This window comes from Cognatishimia sp. (assembly GCF_049116455.1).
In the GTDB taxonomy this organism is placed as follows: domain Bacteria; phylum Pseudomonadota; class Alphaproteobacteria; order Rhodobacterales; family Rhodobacteraceae; genus Cognatishimia.
Window position 1 is genome coordinate 657,347 of the sequence record NZ_JAGDYW010000003.1, and the last position, 22,528, is coordinate 679,874.

General features: G+C 52.9%; 14 protein-coding genes and 1 tRNA gene. 9 read left to right on the top strand and 6 right to left on the bottom strand.

The window, feature by feature from the left end:
* Positions 1–71 precede the first annotated feature (71 nt).
* From JXQ85_RS08255 to JXQ85_RS08265, 3 genes are all read right to left on the bottom strand, one after another.
* Positions 72–941, bottom strand: a complete 870-nt coding sequence (locus JXQ85_RS08255) for a 50S ribosomal protein L11 methyltransferase (RefSeq protein ID WP_421748420.1) — start codon at positions 939–941, stop codon at positions 72–74.
* 63 nt (positions 942–1,004) lie between these two features.
* Complete coding sequence (locus JXQ85_RS08260; RefSeq protein WP_421748421.1) at positions 1,005–2,237, bottom strand: MFS transporter; 1,233 nt, start codon at positions 2,235–2,237, stop codon at positions 1,005–1,007.
* A gap of 84 nt (positions 2,238–2,321) precedes the next feature.
* Positions 2,322–4,517, bottom strand: coding sequence for a primosomal protein N' (locus JXQ85_RS08265; protein WP_421748422.1), 2,196 nt, complete (start codon positions 4,515–4,517; stop codon positions 2,322–2,324).
* 114 nt (positions 4,518–4,631) lie between these two features.
* Here JXQ85_RS08265 and fsa point away from each other — a divergent pair, with 114 nt between their 5' ends.
* From fsa to JXQ85_RS08295, 6 genes are all read left to right on the top strand, one after another.
* Positions 4,632–5,285, top strand: coding sequence for a fructose-6-phosphate aldolase (gene fsa / locus JXQ85_RS08270; protein WP_421748423.1), 654 nt, complete (start codon positions 4,632–4,634; stop codon positions 5,283–5,285).
* 177 nt (positions 5,286–5,462) lie between these two features.
* Complete coding sequence (locus JXQ85_RS08275; RefSeq protein WP_421748424.1) at positions 5,463–6,170, top strand: DUF484 family protein; 708 nt, start codon at positions 5,463–5,465, stop codon at positions 6,168–6,170.
* Positions 6,167–7,081 carry a tyrosine recombinase XerC gene (locus tag JXQ85_RS08280; protein ID WP_421748425.1) on the top strand — a complete coding sequence of 305 codons (915 nt, stop codon included), beginning with the start codon at positions 6,167–6,169 and terminating at the stop codon, positions 7,079–7,081. The genes JXQ85_RS08275 and JXQ85_RS08280 overlap by 4 nt, the downstream gene beginning before the upstream one ends.
* A 659-nt stretch (positions 7,082–7,740) precedes the next feature.
* Positions 7,741–9,675 carry a PrkA family serine protein kinase gene (locus JXQ85_RS08285; protein ID WP_421748426.1) on the top strand — a complete coding sequence of 645 codons (1,935 nt, stop codon included), beginning with the start codon at positions 7,741–7,743 and terminating at the stop codon, positions 9,673–9,675.
* Positions 9,676–9,685: 10 nt separating this feature from the next.
* Positions 9,686–11,008 carry a YeaH/YhbH family protein gene (locus JXQ85_RS08290; protein WP_421748427.1) on the top strand — a complete coding sequence of 441 codons (1,323 nt, stop codon included), beginning with the start codon at positions 9,686–9,688 and terminating at the stop codon, positions 11,006–11,008.
* Positions 11,005–12,528, top strand: a complete 1,524-nt coding sequence (locus JXQ85_RS08295; protein ID WP_421748428.1) for a SpoVR family protein — start codon at positions 11,005–11,007, stop codon at positions 12,526–12,528. The genes JXQ85_RS08290 and JXQ85_RS08295 overlap by 4 nt, the downstream gene beginning before the upstream one ends.
* A 186-nt stretch (positions 12,529–12,714) precedes the next feature.
* Here the strand turns inward: JXQ85_RS08295 and JXQ85_RS08300 are convergent, their stop codons facing one another.
* Positions 12,715–15,156, bottom strand: coding sequence for an ATP-dependent helicase (locus JXQ85_RS08300; protein WP_421748429.1), 2,442 nt, complete (start codon positions 15,154–15,156; stop codon positions 12,715–12,717).
* 191 nt (positions 15,157–15,347) lie between these two features.
* Here JXQ85_RS08300 and JXQ85_RS08305 point away from each other — a divergent pair, with 191 nt between their 5' ends.
* Positions 15,348–17,123 (top strand): sensor domain-containing diguanylate cyclase, encoded by a 1,776-nt coding sequence (locus JXQ85_RS08305; protein ID WP_421748430.1) that lies wholly within the window; start codon positions 15,348–15,350, stop codon positions 17,121–17,123.
* Between the two features lie 283 nt (positions 17,124–17,406).
* Positions 17,407–20,844, top strand: a complete 3,438-nt coding sequence (locus JXQ85_RS08310; protein ID WP_421748431.1) for a pyruvate carboxylase — start codon at positions 17,407–17,409, stop codon at positions 20,842–20,844.
* A gap of 78 nt (positions 20,845–20,922) precedes the next feature.
* Here JXQ85_RS08310 and JXQ85_RS08315 read toward each other — a convergent pair whose 3' ends face one another.
* The gene (locus JXQ85_RS08315; RefSeq protein ID WP_421748432.1) at positions 20,923–21,822 is read right to left on the bottom strand and encodes a YHYH protein; all 900 of its coding nucleotides are present in this window, start codon (positions 21,820–21,822) and stop codon (positions 20,923–20,925) included.
* Positions 21,823–21,844: 22 nt separating this feature from the next.
* Positions 21,845–22,228: a hypothetical protein gene (locus JXQ85_RS08320; protein WP_421748433.1), complete on the bottom strand. Its 384-nt coding sequence runs from the start codon at positions 22,226–22,228 to the stop codon at positions 21,845–21,847.
* Between the two features lie 120 nt (positions 22,229–22,348).
* Between JXQ85_RS08320 and JXQ85_RS08325 the strand changes: the two genes are divergently transcribed.
* Positions 22,349–22,423, top strand: a tRNA-Gly gene (locus JXQ85_RS08325).
* The last annotated feature ends 105 nt before the right edge of the window (positions 22,424–22,528 follow it).

A 22,528-nucleotide genomic window follows, 5' to 3' on the forward strand; every position in this document is an offset into this window, starting at 1 on the left:
AATTCCACGCAAAGGGCGTAAAAAAAGCGGCCCGAAAGCCGCTGTTTTGGTTAAAATTGTGCGAATCGAGTTTAAGTGCGCTGCAATGTCAGTGTCGTCCACTCGCCGATTTCTTCGCGCGTGTGCACGGAAAAGCCACGATCCGTGTAAGCTGCTACAACCTCATCTGCCTGCTCGTTTAGAATGCCCGACAAGATCGCATAGCCCTTCGCAGCAATATTCACCCCCATATCTGGTGCCAGCCCTACAAGTGGGGCTTTCAGAATATTTGCAAAGACCAAGTCATATGGCGCTTTGGCTTGCAGATCATCATGACCAAAGCCCGCCGCTTCAACGCAGATCACACGATCTACAAGATCGTTGGCTTTCACATTGGCGATCGCGACATCAACCGCGACTTGATCGATATCGCTTGCCATGACCGGATTTGGCCAAATGCGTGCAGCCGCCATGCCCAGCACAGCTGTGCCACAGCCAATATCCGCAACGTTCAAACCCACAAAGCCCTCACCTGCGAGACGATCAACTGCCTTAAGGCAGCCCAATGTGGTTCCGTGGTGCCCGGTGCCAAAGGCCATGGCGGCCTCGATCAACAAGGGTTCGCAATCCTCAGGCACCTGATCTGCATCATGGCTGCCATAGACAAAGAAGCGACCAGCTTGAACGGGAACCAGCTCGCGCTTTACGTGGGCGACCCAATCGGTTTCGGGTAGTTCAGACACCGCAAAGGGTTTGATGCCAAAGGCGGCTTCCAGCAAAGCCAAGGACGCGGCATCTGGTTCTTCGGTGAAATAGGCACCAACTTCCCACAGACCTGATCCATCTTCGATTTCGAAGACACCAACACCCGTTGGAACAGGCTCGAGGTTTTCCATGGCTTTGCCCAGGCGATCCGCTTGGTCTTTGCCTTGCAATGTGGTCAGAGCAGTAAATGTGGGCATCGTAAAATCCTTATCACGCTGGCCTGCGGCCTAAGCACCGCAATGGTGAAGGTCAAGGGTGGCTTATTCTGCAGGCACCGGACCAACGCCTTGAAGACGTGTTTCGTATCCCTTTTGCGGATGACGTGGGATCATCAAAGCCAAACCAAAAGACACACCAGCCATGGCTGCAGCCATCGCAAAAACCGCTCCGGGTGAATAGAGCCACAACAGGCCTAGGAGGACTGGCAGGAAGACCGCTGCGATATGGTTGATGGTAAAGGCAACAGCTGCCGTCGGCGCGATGTCTTCGGGATCCGCGATTTTCTGGAAGTAGGTTTTTAAGGCCAGCTTCATAGAGAACAGTAAATGGTCAATCACATAGAGCACCATGGCCAACATGACACCCCAGCCAAAGAAATAAATACCGCCGTAAGCCAGGAAGACAATGACAAGACCAATGTATTCTACCAACAGAGTCTTTTGTTCTCCGTATCGGCTGACAACACCGCCAATCATTGGGCCAATGATCATATTGGCCACCAGATTGATCAAATAGAGGCCGGTCAGTTCGTGTACTTCAAAGCCAAACTTTTCGACCATCATGAAGCCCGCGAACACAACAAAAACCTGACGACGCGCGCCGGCCATGAATTGTAGCGCATAGTATAGCCAGTACCGTTTCTTCAGCACCATCTTTTTGACTTGTGGTGTTGGGCTTTCAAACTGCGGGAACGCAAAAAGGGCAATCAAAGCAATCACGACTGTCGCGCCACCGGACATCATAAAGACGGTGTTATAGCTTAATCCTAAGCTTTCCCAGGTCATGATGATGCAGAGATAAACGACAAGTGTCGCGGCTGATCCCATGGCCGACAGCCACCCCAGAACCACTGGGGCACGTTTTTTATCAAGCCACTGCAGCTGCAAGCTCTGGTTCACGGTTTCATAATAGTGAAAGCCAATCGAGCTGAGCAAAGTGATCATCAAGATGCCACCGAGGCTTGGGAAATAGGCTGTCAGCGCAGTTGCTACCCCCAAAAGCACAAGCGAGATCATACCCAGCACTTGCTCGCGGATGAAAATAATCAAGAAAATCACCGCAAAGGCCAAGAACCCCGGGATTTCGCGCACCGTATGCAGCAAGCCAATGTCGGAGCCGTCAAAATTAGCGACTTCGATCACAAAGTTGTTCAGCAGGGCCGACCACGTGGAAAAGGCAATTGGCATTGCTGCCGCCATAAGAAACAGCAGCACAATCGGCTGGCGCCACCGTGGCAAATGTCCGGTTTTATTAAGAGCAATCTTTTCAAACATGATGATCCTTTACGCCCGAAAGGTCGAAGACGCGAGCAGTTTCAAACAATCACCAGCGCACAAAGCGCCGCGCATATTTGCAGGTTAGTAAAAGGACTGCGGGTCGATATCGACAGACAGACGCATGTCACCTTTGATTTGAAACTGCCCAATCCATTTTGCGATGGCAGCTTGAATAGGAGCAGCTTTGTCCGCCTTCACCAAAAGCCGCACGCGATGACGTCCCCGCACGCGTGCAATTGGGGCCGGTGCTGGGCCAAAAACCTGTGCTCCGATCTGCCGAAGCGCCCCATCATTGCGCGCCAACGCATTCCCCAGGTCAAAGGCTTCTGCCACATCCGTCGACGACAGAATGATCCCGGCCATCCGCCCATAAGGAGGCACGCCCGCGTGACGCCGTTCCCCCGCTTCGGCCTGCCAAAAGGCTTCTTCGTCACCGGCCAGAATGGCCCGGATCACGGGATGCTCTGGCTGATGGGATTGCAGCAGCGCCACCCCTTTACGTTCGGATCGCCCAGCGCGCCCCGCGACCTGCCGGATCAATTGGAAGGTCCGTTCTGCTGCGCGCAGGTCTGATCCCTGCAAACCAAGGTCGGCATCAATGACGCCCACCAATGTCAGTAGTGGAAAGTTATGCCCCTTGGCGACAAGCTGCGTGCCGATGATAACATCCGCCCCGCCGTCAGCGATGGTTTTGATCCCTTCTTTCAGTGCCCGCGCTGATCCAAACAGATCAGACGACAAAACCGCCAACCGCGCATCAGGAAAAGCCTCTTTGGCCTCTTCTGCCAACCGCTCCACCCCCGGCCCGACGGCGGCAAGTTTACCTTCCACCTCGCAGCTTGGGCAGACATCGGGCATCGGTTTGCTCTCTCCACATTGATGGCAGAGCAGGCGTTTTAGAAAACGGTGTTCAACCATGCGCGCATCACAATGATCGCACCCAATCTGATGGCCACAAGCACGACAGACAGTGACCGGCGCATAGCCACGCCGATTGATGAATAAAAGTGACTGTTCCCCTTTGGCGATCCGCTCATGCACCTGTTGACGCAAGCTCGGGGAGATCCAAGTCCCGCTGGGCAGATCCTCGGTGCGCATATCAATTGCGCGCATATCTGGCATCACGGCTGGCCCGTAGCGAGAATTCAACTCGATCCGCGTATACTTACCCGCATCGGCATTGGCCCAGCTTTCCAGACTTGGCGTGGCAGAAGCCAACACAACGCTCGCCCCTACAAGGCTGGCACGTAGCACGGCCATATCGCGCGCGTTATAAAGGACGCCGTCATCCTGTTTATAAGATGTGTCGTGTTCTTCATCGACAACAATCAAGCCGAGATTCTGAAATGGAAGGAACAAAGCAGACCGCGCGCCAATCACAATCTGTGCGCCGCCTTGCCCGACCATTTTCCAGATCCGGCGCCGTTCGGTCATGGTCACGCCTGAATGCCATTCGGCGGGTTTTGCTCCAAAGCGCGCCTCGACACGGTTAAAAAACTCTGCCGTCAATGCAATCTCAGGCAGCAGGACCAAGGCCTGCCGCCCGACACGCAGACATTCTGCAATGGCTTCTAGATAGACTTCGGTTTTACCCGACCCCGTTACGCCACGCAGCAAAGTCGTACCATATTCCTCGCGTCTGATCTGCGCCATCATCTGAGCAGCGGCTTCGGCCTGCTCTGCAGTTAACTCTTTAGCCCCATAATCGGGATCCATGCGTTGAAATGGCAGATCGCGCGGCGTGTTTTCTTCGGCAACGGCCCCCAGTTTCACCAAGCCCTTCACAACCGAAGAGGTCACCCCCGCGATCTCAGAGAGTTCTTTTAAGGTAAACGACAAGCCGCCATATTCACGCAAAGCGTCTAATACGCGCGTGCGTGCATCTGTCATTCGGTCAGCCTCGGCGTCGCCCAAACGATAGACTTTGCGCATCGATGGCGGGTCAGACAGTCCGGGCGCACGCGTCGCCAGACGCAGCATTTGAGACATGGGAGTCAGCGTGTATTGCCCTGCGCGTTCCAAAAAACTGCGCATCTCCCCACGCATCGGAGCCACATCTAAGACTCGAATAACCGAGCGCACCTTGGCGGGATCCCAATTGCCATGCCCCTTGCCCCAGACAACACCAAGAACCTTACGCGGTCCCAGCGGCACTTCAACGAAAGCCCCAGCCCAACAACCGCCCTCTGGCGCTTTGTAATCCAGCACACGGTCCAAAGGCTGCGTGGTCATCACCCCAACAAGGGTGCCTTCATCATAGAAATCCGGTTCTGCCAAAATCACCTCGAAATATGTTAGCGCTCACAATTTGCCCTCAAAGGGGGTTCCAGCACCTCTCCTTATGAGGTAAACGAGGCGCGACCTTAGGCCAACCCATCAAAGGACCTGCCCATGAAATTCTTCGTTGATACCGCTGAAATCGACGCCATTGCCGAGCTAAATGATCTGGGCATGGTGGACGGCGTGACCACAAACCCTTCCCTGATCAAGAAATCTGGCCGTGACATTATAGAAGTCACCAAAGAAATCTGTGATCTGGTCGATGGCCCTGTTTCTGCAGAAGTGACTGCAACAGATGCTGAAACCATGATTGCTGAAGGCCGCAAACTGGTTGAGATCGCAGACAACATCGCTGTGAAAGTGCCTCTGACTTGGGACGGTCTGAAAGCTTGTAAAACTCTTTCAGAAGCTGGCCACATGGTGAACGTGACCCTTTGCTTCTCTGCCAACCAAGCGATTCTGGCGGCAAAAGCCGGCGCGACATTCATCTCGCCATTCATCGGTCGACTGGATGACATCAACCTCGATGGCATGGACCTGATCGCGGACATCCGCAATGTCTATGACAACTATGGTTTTGAAACCCAGATCCTTGCGGCATCCATCCGCTCTGCAAACCACGTGCTGGAAAGCGCGCGCATTGGTGCGGACGTGATCACAGCCCCACCAGCGGTCATCAAAAACATGGTCAACCACCCGCTGACCGACAAAGGCCTTGATGCCTTCCTGAAAGACATCGCTGCAGCGGACATCAAAATCCTCTAATCCGGCTTTCATCTTTCCCAAAATACTCTGGGGTGAGGAAGGAAGGCACAGCCTTCCTTCTGAGGGGCAAAGCCCCTCCCCCAAACTCTTTCCGCGATTAACCGCACATTTCCCAAAAAAATGCAGATATCGGCAAAACCTTCTGATAAGGTTGCCGCAAAAGATATTGGCACGAGCATGACCAAGACAGCACAAATCGAAGAGCAACTGCGCGACAAGATCATTTCAACTCCGGAAATGATTCTGGATGACAATGACCTGATGAATGCGCTGATTGCCGCAAATGAAAAATCCATGGGCGGTAATATTGTCGATCTACGCGGCATTGCTATGGAACGGCTCGAGGCACGTCTGGACCGCTTAGAAGACACCCACCGCAGTGTCATTGCTGCTGCCTATGAAAACCTCGCGGGCACCAATCAGGTGCACCGCGCCATCCTACGCATGATGGACCCAACAGAATTTGAGATTTTTCTGAAAGATCTGGATGGAGAGGTTGCTGAAATTCTTCGCGTCGATGCGGTGCGTCTGGTTTTGGAAACAGAACAGAAAGACAACGACCCCAGCATTCGCAAATTGGGTGATGTTTTATCCGTTGCAGAACCCGGCTTTATCGAAACCTATCTGACCATGGGCCGCAATGTGCCGGCGCGTCAGGTTACTCTGCGCCAGATTGAAGCCGGCGCACATGAGGTTTTCGGCGATAAAGCCGCCTATATCCGCTCCGAGGCCTGCCTGCGCCTTGACCTTGGTGATGGCCGCCTGCCAGGCATGCTCTTGATGGGCGCTGAAGATCCACATCATTTCACCCCGCAACAGGGGGCAGACCTTCTGGCCTTCTTTGGAGGGGTCTTTGAACGCGCGATGCGGCGCTGGCTGGCGTGATTTCGCCAGCGGCAAGCGAGGCCCGCGATGGCTGGTTGCAGGCCCAAAAAGCCCTTAAAGGCGCATCCGAAAACACGCTGACCGCCTATTTCAGCGATGTCAGCGAGTTTCTGGCTTTCATGACAGAATATAAAGGCGGCCAGCAGGGTCTGGCCCCTTTGTCAAAACTGACGGTCCGCGATATGCGCGCCTGGATGGCCCAGATGCGCAGCGGCGATCTTTCCGCGCGATCCTTGGCGCGTAAACTTTCTGCTGTGAAAAGCTTCTTTCGCTGGCTTGCTGAGCGCGAAGGGTTTGACCCCACTGCCGTCTTGTCCACGCGAGCGCCAAAGTTTCAAAAGAAACTCCCGCGCCCGCTGGCGCCTGACGCCGCGCAGGCTGTGATCAATACAGTCGAGATCCAATCCAAAGACGCATGGGTTGGCGCGCGCGACACGGCAGTGATCACGCTTCTTTATGGCTGTGGGTTACGTATCTCGGAGGCACTTGGCCTGAACCGCTGCGACGCTCCGCTGCCAGAAGTCATGAGGATCATCGGTAAAGGGGGCAAGGAACGGATTGTGCCTGTCCTGCCCGCAGCACGTGGTGCAGTCGATGAATACCTGCGCCAATGCCCCTATCCACTGGAAGACAATGGACCGCTCTTTATCGGTGTGCGAGGTCGGCGACTGAGTGCACGGCAAATCCAATCGGTCATGCAGAACGTACGCATGCAGCTGGGTCTTCCTGCAACGGCTACCCCACATGCAATGCGGCATAGCTTTGCCACCCATCTGTTGGAAGCCAGCGGGGATTTGCGATCCATTCAAGAACTGCTGGGTCACGCATCTCTGTCTACCACGCAGGCCTATACCGCCGTCGACACGGCGCGCCTGATGGATGTTTACAACAAAGCCCATCCGAAGGCCTAAAACGAATCCCCCCCTATTGATGGACACCAAAATTGCGTGGCGAAACCGCCAATCCTGCTCACGTTTTTTCGCGAGTGTTTCAATATTGAAAAGCGATGTGGTTTTTTCAGCCTATTAATGTGAACAGAAAATTCACAATAATTCATCCATTTTCAACTGCCGTTCCAACCACACGTTGAGTGGTTTTTACCTTCCCAAAACCAGATGCGGTAATTTACAAAAAGCGCTGCAATACAGGCGAAATGCGCCGTTTTCGCAGTTACTGCCCTAAGGTCACCTTGAGACTTCTTAAAGGCACCGTTTGGACCGATTAACCAAATCCCAGTGATTTTGGTTAATGCTTAAAAAGAACACGATTTATTGATGATCTCTGGCAAATCACAAGATGTGCCACAGATTCATATAGAAAGTTCAGGAAAATTCGTGTACCCTGAAGGTATAAACAACGACCGAAAACCCTTTTGGGTTCAATGACTTCCCGGCTTTCCGGGGGCTCTAAACGGTCTGGCCTAAGTGGCAACCTCGAGCACATCCTGAACACTCTCGCAGTCTGCGGTTGCCACAAATGTTCGGCAAATAAACACGTGTGCAGGCTGCCATGTCACCAAAACCCGAGGAGGACTCCGGGCTAGTTTTTGTAATCAGAGGGGAACAATCACATGAAGGATATCGTCGAGCTTTTTGCAGAGCAGTACTCCGGCGCAGGCGATGAAGAGATGTCGCTGCAGGACTATTTGCTGGGGTGCAAAGATGACCCGAGCATGTACGCCAATGTGGCAGAGCGCATGTTAAACGCCATCGGCGACGAAGAGCTTGTTGATACCTCCAAAGACGCACGACTGGGGCCGATCTTTCAAAACCGCACCATCAAACAATATGCCGCCTTCAAAGATTTCTACGGCATGGAGGATACCGTCGAACGCATCGTCGGATACTTCCGCTATGCCGCGCAGGGTTTGGAAGAACGCAAACAGATCCTATACCTTCTTGGACCTGTGGGTGGCGGCAAATCTTCTCTTGCTGAACGCCTCAAGCGTCTGATCGAAGAACAGCCTGTCTATGTGCTGAAAGCTGGCGACACGTTATCGCCAATCTTTGAAAGCCCGCTTGGTCTGTTTGACCCATTGAAGATGGGTGAACTGCTGGTTGATGAATATGGCATTGCCAAACACCGCCTACCCGGTCTGATGTCCCCTTGGGCCGTGCGCCGACTGGATGAATTTGGCGGCGACATTTCTAAATTCTCTGTCCAAAAGGTCTACCCTTCGCGGTTGCGTCGCATCTGCGTGGCTAAGGTCGAACCGGGTGATGAGAACAACCAAGATATTTCGACGCTTGTGGGTAAAGTCGACATTCGGATGCTTGAACATTTCAGCCAAGACAATCCTGATGCCTATAGCTTCTCGGGCGGTTTGAACCGCGCGAGCCAGGGCATCCTCGAATTTGTCGAAATGTTCAAAGCCCCTATCAAAATGCTGCACCCGTTGCTAACGGCAACGCAGGAAGGCAACTATATGGGCACCGAAAGCTTTGGCGCGATCCCATTTAGCGGCTTGATACTGGCCCACTCGAACGAAAGCGAATGGCAACAGTTTAAGAACAACAAAAACAACGAAGCCTTCATCGATCGCGTCAGCATCGTTAAAGTGCCATATTGCCTGCGTGTCAGCGATGAAGCGCAGATTTACCATAAATTGCTGGAAAATTCAGAGCTGAACGCAGCCCCTTGTGCGCCTGAAACGTTGAAAATACTGTCACGCTTTGCAGTTCTCAGCCGCCTTAAGCCGCATGCAAACTCTAATCTGTACAGCAAGATGCGCGTTTATGATGGTGAAAGCCTGAAAGACACGGATCCAAAAGCCAAAACTGTTCAAGAATATCAGGACACCGCTGGTGTCGATGAAGGTATGAACGGGATTTCAACGCGCTTTGCATTTAAGGTGCTGTCCAATGTCTTCAACTACGACACACAGGAGGTCGCCGCAGACCCCGTGCATCTGATGTACATCCTTGAGCAAATGATCAAACGCGAGCAATTCCCACCCGAAACGGAAACGCAATATCTAGAGTTCATCAAAACCGAGCTTGCACCGCGCTATGAGGAATTCATCGGCAATGAGATCCAGAAGGCTTACCTAGAAAGCTATACGGAATACGGCCAGAACGTCTTTGATCGCTATATCTCTTACGCGGATGCTTGGATTGAAGAGCAGGATTATAAGGATCCGGACACAGGCCAGCTTTATAATCGTGAAATTCTGGATGCAGAGCTTTCCAAGATCGAAAAACCGGTGGGCATCGCCAACCCGAAAGACTTCCGCAACGAGGTCGTAAAGTTCGCCCTGCGTCACCGCGCCAATACTGGACAAAATCCGCCGTGGAATTCGTATGAAAAGCTGCGCGATGTGATCGAAAAGCACATGTTCAGCCAAGTTGAGGAGCTGCTGCCCGTCATCAGCTTTGGCAGCAAAAAAGATGGCGATACCGAAAGCAAACACATGGAATTCGTTCAACGAATGAAAACCCATGGCTATACAGAGCGACAGGTCCGTCGCCTTGTTGAATGGTACATGCGTGTAAACAAGGCGGGGTGAGCGGTACCAGATGCATCATTTCATCGACAGACGCGCCAACCCTAAGGGAAAAAGCCTCGGAAACCGGCAACGGTTTCTGAGACGCGCACGCGAGAACATCAAGAAGATGGTCGATAAATCTGTGCGTGATAAATCTGTGACCGGGGCTGATCCCGGCGCTGAGGAACAGGTGACCATCCCGGCAAGAGGCATCAAAGAGCCCTTCTTTGCCAGCTCTCCGCGCGGTGGGTTTCGCCAGCACGTTTTGCCCGGAAACAAGGATTTTGTGGTCGGCGATACCATTCCACGCCCGAAGGGCGGCGCTGGTGGATCTGGCAAGAAAGGGTCCGAGGATGGCGAAGGCGAAGATGGGTTTTCCTTCACGCTGACGCGAGATGAATACCTAGAGATCCTTTTCGAAGGCTTAGAGCTGCCTGATCTGGTGAAGAAGAACACAGTAGAGACGAAAACCGTGGGCACACGCCGTGCGGGTCTAACAACGGCAGGCACTCCGAATAATCTGAATCTCGTGCGTACCATGCGTAACTCGCTGGGACGGCGCATTGCCTTGCAACGCCCATCTTCGGCGGCCTTTGAGGCGCTTGAGGAAGAGCTGAAAAACCTTGAGAGCATCGAGGATGAATCTGAGGATCATTCCGGACGCATCATCGAGCTGCGCGAGAAGCTGGCGATCATGGATCGGCGGCGAAAGCTCGTGGGCTATATTGATCCGATTGATCTGCGCTTTGACACAACGGTGCCAGAAAAGATCAGAAACTCTCAGGCGGTTGTATTCTGTCTGATGGACGTTTCGGGATCTATGCAAGAGCGCGAAAAAGACCTCGCCAAACGCTTCTTTATGCTGCTGCATCTCTTTCTTGAACGCGCTTATGAGCACACGGAGATCGTGTTCATTCGTCACACACACCAAGCGCAGGAAGTGGACGAAGAGACGTTTTTCTATGCGAAGGAAACCGGCGGTACCATTGTCAGCACCGCCCTGACTAAAATGCGCGAAATTATCGACGAGCGTTACCCGACGGATGAATGGAATATCTACGGTGCGCAGGCGTCAGACGGGGAAAACTTTGGGAATGACAGTGTGAAGTGCAAAGACCTGCTGTTTGATGCGCTGATCCCGAATTGCCAATATTACGCCTATGTCGAAATCATTGGTGAAAACGACACCAACCTACTGAGCAATTACGAAGAAGGCCCAGACCTTTGGCAGAACCTGCGCGAGGTTGATCAAGCTTTCCCGCAGTTTGAAATGTGCCGCGTGGCAGAGCCTGGACATATCTATCCGATCTTCCGCGATCTCTTTGCAGCAAATAAAAAGGAGCGCGCCCTATGAGCAAACTCTTATTTGAGGGTCCTGAATGGACGTTTGAATTGCTTGGTCAGGCCCATGACGCCATCGAGGAAATCGCGCTGAATGAATTGGGCTTGGATGTCTATCCAAATCAGATCGAGATCATCAGTTCCGAGCAGATGCTGGACGCCTATAGCGCTGTTGGCATGCCATTGATGTATCAGCATTGGTCTTATGGCAAACGGTTTGCGCGGGATGAAGCGCTTTACCGGGCGGGCCGTCAGGGGCTGGCGTATGAGATCGTGATCAATTCAAACCCCTGCATCAGCTACAATATGGAAGAAAATACCATGGCGATGCAGACCTTGGTGATGGCCCATGCGGCCTTTGGGCATAACCATTTCTTTAAGAACAACTACCTTTTCCAGCAATGGACAGATGCGGCAGGCATTCATGACTATTTGGCTTTTGCCAAAAACTTCGTCGCCAATTGCGAGGAACGTTATGGCGTTGAAGCCGTAGAGGAGATTTTGGACGCGGCCCATGCCCTGCAAAGCCAAGGGGTCTTTCGCTATGGGCGCCCTCCCCGCCCCAGCAAGGAAGAGCTTCAGGCGATGCAGCGGCAGCGGGATGGCTATGAAAGTCAGCAAAGTGTTCTGGAACTTTGGGCTGACAACATGGGGCATCGCGATAACGATGCCACTGCTGAGGATGGAGAATTATCGCAGCGTCGCGGTAAGATGAATCTGCCACAAGAAAACCTGCTGTATTTCCTTGAAAAACACAGCCCAGTGTTGAAAAGCTGGCAGCGCGAGTTGCTGCGGATCGTGCGTTACATCGCGCAATACATGTATCCGCAGAAACAGACCAAGGTCATGAACGAGGGCTGCGCAACCTTCACACATTACTACATCATCAACCGTTTGCTTGAGAAAGGCCTGATCAGCGAAGGCTCTTATATGGAGATGATGCACAGCCACACCAATGTGGTTTTGCAGCCGGAGTATGACGATCCTCGCTATGGTGGCTTGAACCCCTATGCGCTTGGGTTCGCGATGATGCAGGACATTCGCAGAATTTGCGAAGATCCAACCGAAGAAGATCGCGAATGGTTCCCGGATATCGCGGGCAATCCCGATTGGAAAAGCGTCATGCGAGATGCCTGGGCGAACTACCGAGATGAAAGTTTTATCCTGCAGTTCCTCTCGCCCCATCTGATGCGCAAATTCAAGCTCTTCATGTTGTCAGATGACGCCAAACAGCCGAACCTAGTGGTCAGCAATATCCACAACCGGCAGGGCTATCGCAATATTCGCGCAGCGTTGGCCCGGTCGTATGATCTGGCCTATCTGGAGCCTGACATTCAGGTCGATGACGCAGATCTTTCTGGAGATCGCGAATTGAAACTGACCCATTCGGTGCGTGATGGGATCAATCTTGATCCGGAAAACCGTGATGAAGTGTTAAGGCACCTTAAGCGCCTTTGGGGCTATGACGTCAGCCTGACGGCACGCGACAGCGCAAGCAGTTCAAGGATTTCGCATGCATCAACCGCGGCTTGATCTGCATACCCCTTTGCATCGGAGCTTTGCCGCTTACAAGGTTGTGGGTCGCTTTGACCCCGAGCGAACACGGTTCGCTCTCCCCCAGACTATTTTGACAAAGAAGAACGTAAATGCGGGGCGCATCAAAATATGTGCTGCGCCTAGTTTAATGCCCAACCTGAACCAAAGGAGGCGCGATGGCGGCTAGAACGGGATATCAGTTGAAGCAGTTACGAATTTGGCCACGACCTTTTTTTCACCGGCCTTGTCAAATTCAATTACGAGCTTATCGCCTTCGATCTCCATGATCTCACCATAGCCAAACTTTTGGTGAAAGACGCGGTCCCCAACAGAATGGCTTGAGACAGCTTCAAGGTCGATAATTGTATTTTTGCTTTCCTTCGGTTGGCTTAGCCCCCGTTGCCCAGCGCGATCTTGCATGCGTTTCCAACCGGGTGAGTTATAGGTGTTGGCCGATTGCATGCGATCCTGAATACCACTGCCAAAATCGCCCGCCGCGCCGGCATGGCCACCGCCATAGATGCCCGGCGCTGTGAGAACCTCGACATCCTCTTCTGAGAGTTCATCAATAAACCGGCTTGGCATCTGAGATTGCCATTGACCAAACACCCGCCGGTTGCTGGCAAAGCTGATGGTGCAGACCTCTTCGGCACGTGTAATGCCCACATAGGCAAGCCGCCGTTCTTCCTCGAGCCCCTTAAGGCCACTTTCATCCATTGACCGTTGCGACGGGAATAGCCCATCTTCCCAGCCCGGTAGGAACACCACGGGGAACTCTAGCCCCTTGGCTGCGTGCAGCGTCATGATGGAAATCTTAGCATCCGCATCGTCATTTTCATTGTCCATGACAAGGCTAACGTGTTCGAGGAACCCCTGCAGATTGTCGAAGTTCGCCAGTTGGCCGACAAGTTCCTTGAGGTTCTCGAGGCGGCCCGGTGCTTCAGGCGTTTTGTCGTTCTGCCACATGGACGTATAGCCTGATTCATCCAGTATGATCTCGGCCAATTCCGTATGCGGCATGTCATCTGCGGAAGGCGCAAAGCGCATAGCGGATTGAGTTGCGCCATCATCAATGACTTCATCGTCATTCAGCGGAATTTCCACCTCACGCTGAATGCCCAGCCCACTCCAGCGATCAATATTGTCGACCAAAATGCGCAGCTCTTTTGCACCTTTGCCACCGATCCCTTTTGCATCCAGTAGAAGACGTGCGCCTTCCACGAGGGACACACCGTTTTCGCGCGCGGCGGTTTGGATTTTTTGCACAGCCACATTGCCGAGGCCCCGTTTCGGCGTGTTCACAATCCGCTCAAAGGCCAGATCATCCTCGGGGCTGGTGACCACGCGGAAATAGGCCATGGCATCGCGGATTTCCATGCGCTCATAAAAACGCGGGCCACCAATGACGCGATACGGCAAGCCGATGGTCAGGAATCTGTCTTCAAAGGCGCGCATCTGATGGGAGGCGCGCACAAGGATGGCCATATCCTCCAACCCATAGGGTCTCATACCGCGGGTGCCAGTTTGCAGCGCTTCGACTTCCTCGCCGATCCAACGCGCTTCGACCTCGCCATCCCAATGACCGATCAAGCGAACCTTCTCGCCCTCTTCCTGTTCTGTCCAAAGCGTTTTGCCCAACCGGTTTTCATTGCCAGAAATCACGGCAGAGGCAGCAGCCAGAATATGAGGCGTCGAGCGATAGTTCTGCTCCAGTCGCACCACATGCGCACCTGGGAAGTCTTTTTCGAACTTCAGAATGTTACCCACTTCGGCCCCGCGCCAGCCATAGATCGATTGGTCATCATCCCCAACACAGCAGATGTTTTTATGTTCTTTGGCAAGAAGGCGCAGCCACAAATACTGCGCCACGTTGGTATCTTGGTACTCGTCCACCAAGACAAAACGGAACCAGCGCTGATATTGCTGCAAAATGTCGGGATGGTTTTGAAAAATCACAACAACATGCAAAAGCAGATCACCGAAATCGACGGCATTCAGCTCTCGAAGCCGGGTTTGGTACTGTGCGTAAAGCTCGCCACCGCGATTGTTAAAGGCAGCGGCATCCGAAGACGGCAGTCGTTCAGGCGTGAGTGCCTTGTTTTTCCACGCATCAATCAATGACGCCAACTGGCGAGGTGGCCAGCGTTTTTCATCAATATTGGCGGCCTGGATCAGTTGTTTCAGAAGCCGAATTTGATCATCTGTGTCCAAAATAGTGAAATTGGATTTCAAGCCAACCAGCTCTGCATGCCGCCGCAGAAGCTTCACACAAATAGAATGGAAAGTGCCAAGCCAAGGCATGCCTTCAACCGTCTGGCCAAGCATGCGACCCACCCGGTTTTTCATTTCACGGGCCGCTTTATTGGTAAAGGTCACCGCCAAAATTTCATTCGGCTGGGCGCGACCTGTATTTAATAGGTGGACAATACGAGATGTGAGAGCCTTGGTTTTACCTGTCCCTGCCCCCGCCAACATCAATACTGGCCCATCCAGTTTCTTAACCGCTTCCCGTTGGGCTGGGTTCAGCTCATCAAGGTATGGCGATGGGCGCGCAGCCATCGCACGAGAGGTCAGTGATCCCTGGGAAGCGCCTTCGAAGGCATCAAATTCGTCAATACTGCTCATGGGCAGACATTACAGCGAACCGCAGCTTAGGAAAAGGTATGTTCTGGTCTTGTTCACCCAGTTTTCGACAAAACTTTACGCCGAGATAGGATGCATTTGAATGAAATCTCAGGCCTGAGTGACTGAAAATTAACCTCGAAGAAACCCTTTTGAATGCAAATCAAAGTTGGGGAACAATGAGGTGTCGGAACATGATGGGTGCAAACCGAAGGCGTTTTTTTAACAATCAAGGGATCACCTGGGCGCTTGCGACCATTCTTTTTACGCTGACAGCAGGTTTTGGCATTCTGTACCTGACAGTTCCCGCTGTCGACATCGTATTGGAACGCGATATTCGTGAGCGCGCCGAACTGTGGCAACGCAGAGTTATCTTACATTTAGACAACAGTACGCAGACCTTTGACAGCCAGATTCTGTCTGAAGCAGAAGTCGATTTTTTAACGCTTTTGCCAGAAGCGTCTGATGTCTACAGATTCAAATTACTCAACAGACAGGGATCAGTTTTTTGGTCCACCCGCCCATCAGATATCGGGATTGTCACCAAAGAACCGTTTTTTCAATCTGACGTCGCCAATGGCGCGATGTCTTACACACATAAGACCAAACCAGCATCGGAAATTGACGACCTTCTTTTACATGCGCGCAATACAAATTCGAACGCAGCGCATGAGGTTGCCGAAGTCTACGTTCCTGTGATGCAGAACGGCATATTTATCGGGGCGATCGCCTTCTATTCTGACATCACAGAAATACGCGATCTCTTTATTAATCGTGTTCAGCTTACATTGATCGCCTTAACCAGCGTGGTTGTCGTTATGCTGATATTTATCGGCAGCTTTATCTGGAAATCGAATAAATCACGCTATCGCGCACTGCAAACACGTTCACAGAATGAACGCGAACTAATGGATCGCCAGCTTCATCTCGCCCAAGAGGTGAAACTACTAGGAGAGCTGAACGAATGGCTGCAATCCAGCCGATCTTTGGATGAACTATTCGACATGGTGGTAAAGTTCATGGGGCATATGCTACCCGATTGCTCAGGCTCCGTGTATGTCTATTCCAATTCTCGGGATGTATTGGATGGCGTCAGCTCTTGGAATGGTGGCGAAGTCAAACGTCATATTCGCCCGGAAGGCTGTTGGGGGCTGCGCCGTGGCCGCACATATACATATGGCACAAGCGAAGTGGATTTTGTTTGCGAACACGCCGAACCGCATGATGACACCCCCTATTTTTGCTTTCCGATTTTGGCACATGGGGAAACCGTCGGGCTGATGCATCTGAAAAAGCTTGAAGGCGCGAGCGAGGAACGGTTTTTGAAATCCCGCAACCTGGCTCAGATGAGTGCTGAACAAATTTCAATGGCCATCGCAAACGTGCGCATGCGGGACCAGCTGCAAGAACAATCCCTGCGTGATCCTCTGACTGGGCTCTTTAACCGGCGCCATATGGTGGATCGGCTGCGTCATTTTGTGGATCTATCCGGCCAGAAAAGCCGGTTGGTCAATGTAATCTATTTAGACATCGACCATTTTAAGCGGTTCAACGATACACATGGCCACGATGCGGGGGATTTTGTGTTACGCGCTGTTGGTGAGATCTTGGACGACAGCTGCTCAAATGACGAAGTCGCCTGCCGGATGGGCGGGGAGGAATTTGTTTTGCTTTGGCCAGATGTTCAGCCAAAGGAGCTCAGAAAACGCGTTAATGCATTATGTGTGAAAATCTCAGGGCTATCTCTGAATTATCAGAGCAAAACGCTGCCAAAAATCACGGCTTCGGTTGGGGTGGCTAACGCGCCAGAGCACGGCACCCTTCCGCAAGATGTCATACGCGCTGCGGATGAAGCGATGTATCACGCCAAAAACACCGGTCGAGATCGCGTTGTATATGCTGGTGACGAAAATGTGAATTTGGTGGCTGGAAAATCCGCGCCGAAGGATCCCCCGATCGCAGCTGAATAAGAGTGAATCACCACAGCAAGAATTTATGAAATTTCGCCAAAAACGGAACTAATTCCAACAAATCGGATTTTAGGTCACAATTCGTGACCTAAAATCATGTTTGCGCTACCATTATCAGCAAGAATTTCGAAGAAATTGCGCCCATCGGTGTTTTTTGGGTAGCAAACCGGCCAATTTTCCCAACATATCCCTGCTATATCCGCAATCATTGGTATTGATTAAACGCAGAGACGCGGTTTAGCCAAGGCCAACGATACGCTTACTTTGGAAAGGCCCCACTCTGATGGCAGACTTCAAGAAGATTTTGATAGCGAACCGAGGCGAAATCGCGATCCGTGTAATGCGCGCCGCCAATGAAATGGGGAAGCAAACCGTCGCGATTTTTGCGGAAGAGGACAAGCTAAGTTTACACCGCTTTAAAGCGGATGAAGCCTACCGCATTGGTGAAGGGATGGGGCCGGTTGCGGCCTATCTGAGCATCGACGAAATCATTCGTGTTGCCCGCGAATGCGGCGCTGATGCAATCCACCCAGGCTACGGTCTACTGTCAGAGAACCCTGAGTTCGTCGACGCTTGTGCCGCGAATGGCATCACCTTTATCGGCCCCAAGGCGGAAACCATGCGCGCGCTGGGTGACAAGGCTTCGGCCCGCAAAGTGGCGATCGAAGCCGGCGTACCAGTGATCCCTGCGACCGAAGTGCTGGGCGACGACATGGCTGCCATAAAAAAAGAGGCGGCGGAAGTCGGCTATCCTTTGATGCTGAAAGCGTCATGGGGCGGTGGCGGCCGTGGCATGCGCCCCATCTTCGGCGAAGATGAAGTTGAAGAGAAAGTGCTGGAAGGCCGTCGCGAGGCTGAGGCTGCCTTTGGCAACGGTGAAGGTTATCTGGAGAAGATGATCACCAAGGCGCGCCACGTCGAAGTTCAGATTCTGGGCGACAAACACGGCGGCATGTACCACTTGTTTGAACGGGACTGTTCTGTTCAACGCCGCAACCAAAAGGTGGTTGAACGTGCCCCTGCCCCGTACCTGACCGAAGAACAGCGCGCCGAAATCTGCGATCTGGGCTACAAAATCTGCAAACACGTGAACTACGAATGCGCAGGTACCGTTGAATTCCTGATGGATATGAACACCGGCAAGTTCTACTTCATCGAAGTGAACCCGCGCGTTCAGGTTGAACACACTGTGACCGAAGAGGTCACTGGCATCGACATCGTACAATCGCAAATCTTGATTGCTGAAGGCAAAACAATCGCCGAAGCCACTGGCAAAGAGGCGCAAGAAGACATTCGTCTGAACGGTCACGCATTGCAAACGCGTGTGACAACAGAAGATCCGTCCAACAACTTTATCCCTGACTACGGCCGTATCACGGCGTATCGTTCGGCAACTGGTATGGGCATCCGTCTGGATGGCGGCACGGCTTACGCCGGTGGCGTGATCACACGCTACTACGACAGCCTGCTGACCAAGGTGACCGCTTGGGCACCAACCCCTGAAAAGGCCATCAAACGGATGGACCGAGCTCTACGCGAGTTCCGTATTCGCGGCGTGTCCACCAACATCGCTTTTGTGGAAAACCTGCTGAAGCACCCGACTTTCTTGGATTATTCCTACACGACAAAGTTTATCGATGAGACACCAGAGCTTTTTGATTTCAAAAAGCGCCGTGACCGCGGCACCAAGGTTCTGACTTATATTGCGGATATCTCGGTGAATGGACATCCAGAGACCGAAGGTCGCGCAGAACCTGCTGCAGACCTGCGGCTGCCAATTGCGCCTGAGAAAAAAGCTGATCCGGCTTACGGCACACGCAACCTTCTGGAACAGAAGGGTCCACAGGCCGTTGCTGATTGGATGAAGCAGCAAAAGCAATTGCTTTTGACTGATACCACCATGCGCGATGGCCACCAGTCTTTGCTGGCAACCCGGATGCGCTCGATAGACATGCTGCGCGTGGCGCCAACTTATGCCGCCAACCTGCCGCAGCTTTTCTCGATGGAATGCTGGGGTGGCGCGACATTTGATGTGGCCTATCGCTTCTTGCAGGAATGCCCATGGCAGCGTCTGCGCGATCTTCGGGCGGCAATGCCAAACCTGATGACACAAATGTTGCTGCGCGCCTCAAACGGCGTGGGCTACACCAACTATCCTGACAACGTTGTGCAGGCCTTTGTCACGGAAGCTGCAAAGGGCATTGATGTCTTCCGCGTGTTTGACAGCCTGAACTGGGTTGAAAACATGCGTGTTGCGATGGATGCGGTTCAGGAAGCAGGCAAAGTCTGTGAAGGCACTGTCTGCTATACCGGCGATATTCTGGATCCGAACCGAGCCAAATATGACGTGAAATACTACGTCGATATGGCGAAAGAACTGGAAGCTGCCGGCGCACATGTCCTGGGTCTGAAAGACATGGCAGGCCTCTTGAAACCGGCCTCAGCTAAGCTCTTGATCCGCGCGTTGAAAGAAGAGGTCGGCCTGCCGATCCACTTCCACACCCATGACACATCCGGCATTGCAGGCGCGACCATCTTGGCCGCTGCAGATGCAGGAGTGGATGCCGTGGATGTAGCCATGGACGCCTTCTCTGGTGGGACATCCCAGCCATGCTTGGGTTCCATCGTCGAAGCCCTGCGCAACACCGACCGCGACACTGGTCTGGACATTGAAGCGATCCGCGACATCTCTGGCTATTGGGAAAACGTGCGCGCGCAATACACCGCCTTTGAAAGCGGTACCGCAGCGCCTGCATCTGAGGTCTACTTGCACGAAATGCCGGGCGGTCAGTTCACCAACCTGAAGGCGCAGGCTCGGTCTTTGGGTCTTGAAGACCGCTGGAGCGAAGTTGCGCATACCTATGCGGACGTGAACCAAATGTTTGGCGACATTGTTAAGGTAACACCGTCTTCTAAAGTGGTCGGCGATATGGCCCTGATGATGGTCAGCCAAGGCTTGTCTCGGTCCGAGGTTGAAGACCCTGACAAAGACGTCGCTTTCCCGGACTCTGTTGTCGACATGATGCGCGGCAATCTGGGGCAACCGGCTGGCGGCTTCCCTGAAGGGATCGTCAAGAAGGCGCTGAAAGGCGAAGCGCCTAATACGGATCGTCCAGGTGCCCATCTTGAGCCAATCGATCTGGAAGCAACTCGTGCGGACCTCTCAAAGCAACTTGAGGGTCTTGAGATCGACGATGAGGATCTGAACGGCTACCTGATGTATCCAAAAGTCTTCTTGGATTACATGGGACGTCACCGCCAGTACGGCCCAGTCCGCGCCCTGCCGACGAAAACCTTCTTCTACGGTATGGAAGCCGGTGAAGAGATCGCAGCAGAGATCGATCCGGGCAAAACGCTGGAAATCCGCCTGCAAGCCATCGGTGAAACCGATGAAAACGGCGAAGTGAAGGTCTTCTTTGAACTCAACGGCCAACCGCGCGTCATTCGCGTACCGAACCGTCTGGTCAAAGCCTCCACTGCATCGCGTCCTAAGGCTGAACTGGGCAATGCCAACCACGTCGGAGCGCCAATGCCGGGTGTTGTTGCCTCTGTTGCCGCGACTGCAGGTCAAAAGGTCGCCGAAGGTGATCTACTGCTGACCATTGAAGCCATGAAAATGGAAACCGGCATCCATGCTGAACGCGACGCGGTTGTGAAAGCCGTTCATGTTTCAGCAGGTGGTCAGATCGACGCCAAAGACCTGTTGGTCGAGCTGGAATAATCCATCTTTAAGAATGAAAAGGCCTCGGGTATTCCGGGGCCTTTTTTGTTTGTGAATTCGGTCTTGCGAGTAATCCGTTTACCGACGCCGTTTGCTAAAACTACGATCGGCCTGCCCCACCAAACATCTTGGGATCACCGGATAGGAATCTGTCAGGAAGTAAGCATATGTGCCGTTCGGATACTCTGAAGTTTTGACATTTGCACCATTGCATTGATCCAAATCGCCTGCCCCTTCGACATAGGTATAGTCCTGGACGAAGGTGCCATCATACTCTCCTGTTGGGCCTGCCCCACCCGGACGGTTGCCGCTTTTCAACCGATAAGAGCTTTGTAGTTTGCGAACAGGCCCATCGATATTTGCAGTGATCGCATAGATCGGAAACCCGTCGGCTGCGTATCCGATAAGTGGCGATGCCGTTTGACTGGACCAACCCAACTCATTCATCAGCCCAACCGGCAGCCCATGATAATGATAGGCCCCTGTCGGCTGCACATGCCCGAAATTTTCGTCTAAACCCAGACGCACAGCGCCACCAAGCGCTTCATATTGCCAACCGGATTGCGGGTTACCCTTCCAAAACTCAGCGGCGCCCGGATCAAATGGCACGCCATTGACGGCGACACCAAAGAGCAATCCGCGCGAAAGTGCCTTTGCCGAACCGGCTTGCGGCGTCGTGGTCATTTTAAAGCTGTAGGACTGCGCTTTGATACGATTTGGATTGCCACGATTGGGGAAACGACCCACCGCATGATCTGGCACACCATTGGATTTAACGGTGCGCGTTGAGCCAGAGGTCGTGATTTGCACACTGCCAGATCGCACTGTCTGCGTGGCAGAGGCCAACTGAAGTGGCTTTGTCTCAGTTGCTGTGTGGTTACGCATCTGTGGTCGGTTTTGCGCTTCCACGTCAACAACGCTTGCCACCCCCAAAGCCGTGACCAACGCCAATATTCGAATGTTTCCCGTGCCGGACATGCCTGTTTCTCCTACGTAATATCTACTTCATCACCAAAACCGGGCCCTGCCCGTTCACACCGAAATCAAGAACAGCGGTAAAGATGCTGGGAATACTGGAGGAAAATACAAAAGTGACCTCCACCAATTGCGCCGCACCCTGCTCGATCGAAACCGGGGCAATCGCTGTAGCTTCTGCGCCTGTTGCCCACACCGACTGCAGAACGACATCCGTTTCCGAAAAATTGGTCACTGTCAGAGAAAGCAACATTTCGGAGCCGATCACCTTCAATTGCGAAACATCAGACACGATGCGCGAGACATGCGATCCCTCGTGCGCAGCCGGACCGGTTGCCCAAAATGCGACCGCCAAAGTGACAAAGGCGCTGGCCATCAATCCTAGTGTGGTGTGAAATACTGTCTTCATATCTATTCAAACGTGACGGCTTGAAATTTCCGTCGCTTGCCAAAGATTTTTTTGCTGAAGTGGTACTTTTCCTCTTGCGGCATCGCGGCATAGTTTATATTCCACGCCTCACTCAACGGTGCGGGCGTAGCTCAGGGGTAGAGCATAACCTTGCCAAGGTTAGGGTCGGGCGTTCGAATCGCCTCGCCCGCTCCAAAATGTCTCCTTCATGCCTGCTTGAAAACCAAACACCAAATACTTGAAATTTCGACAAGAATGCACACTTAATAGTTGTGTGTTTCTTTCGGCGAAGCGATCTCA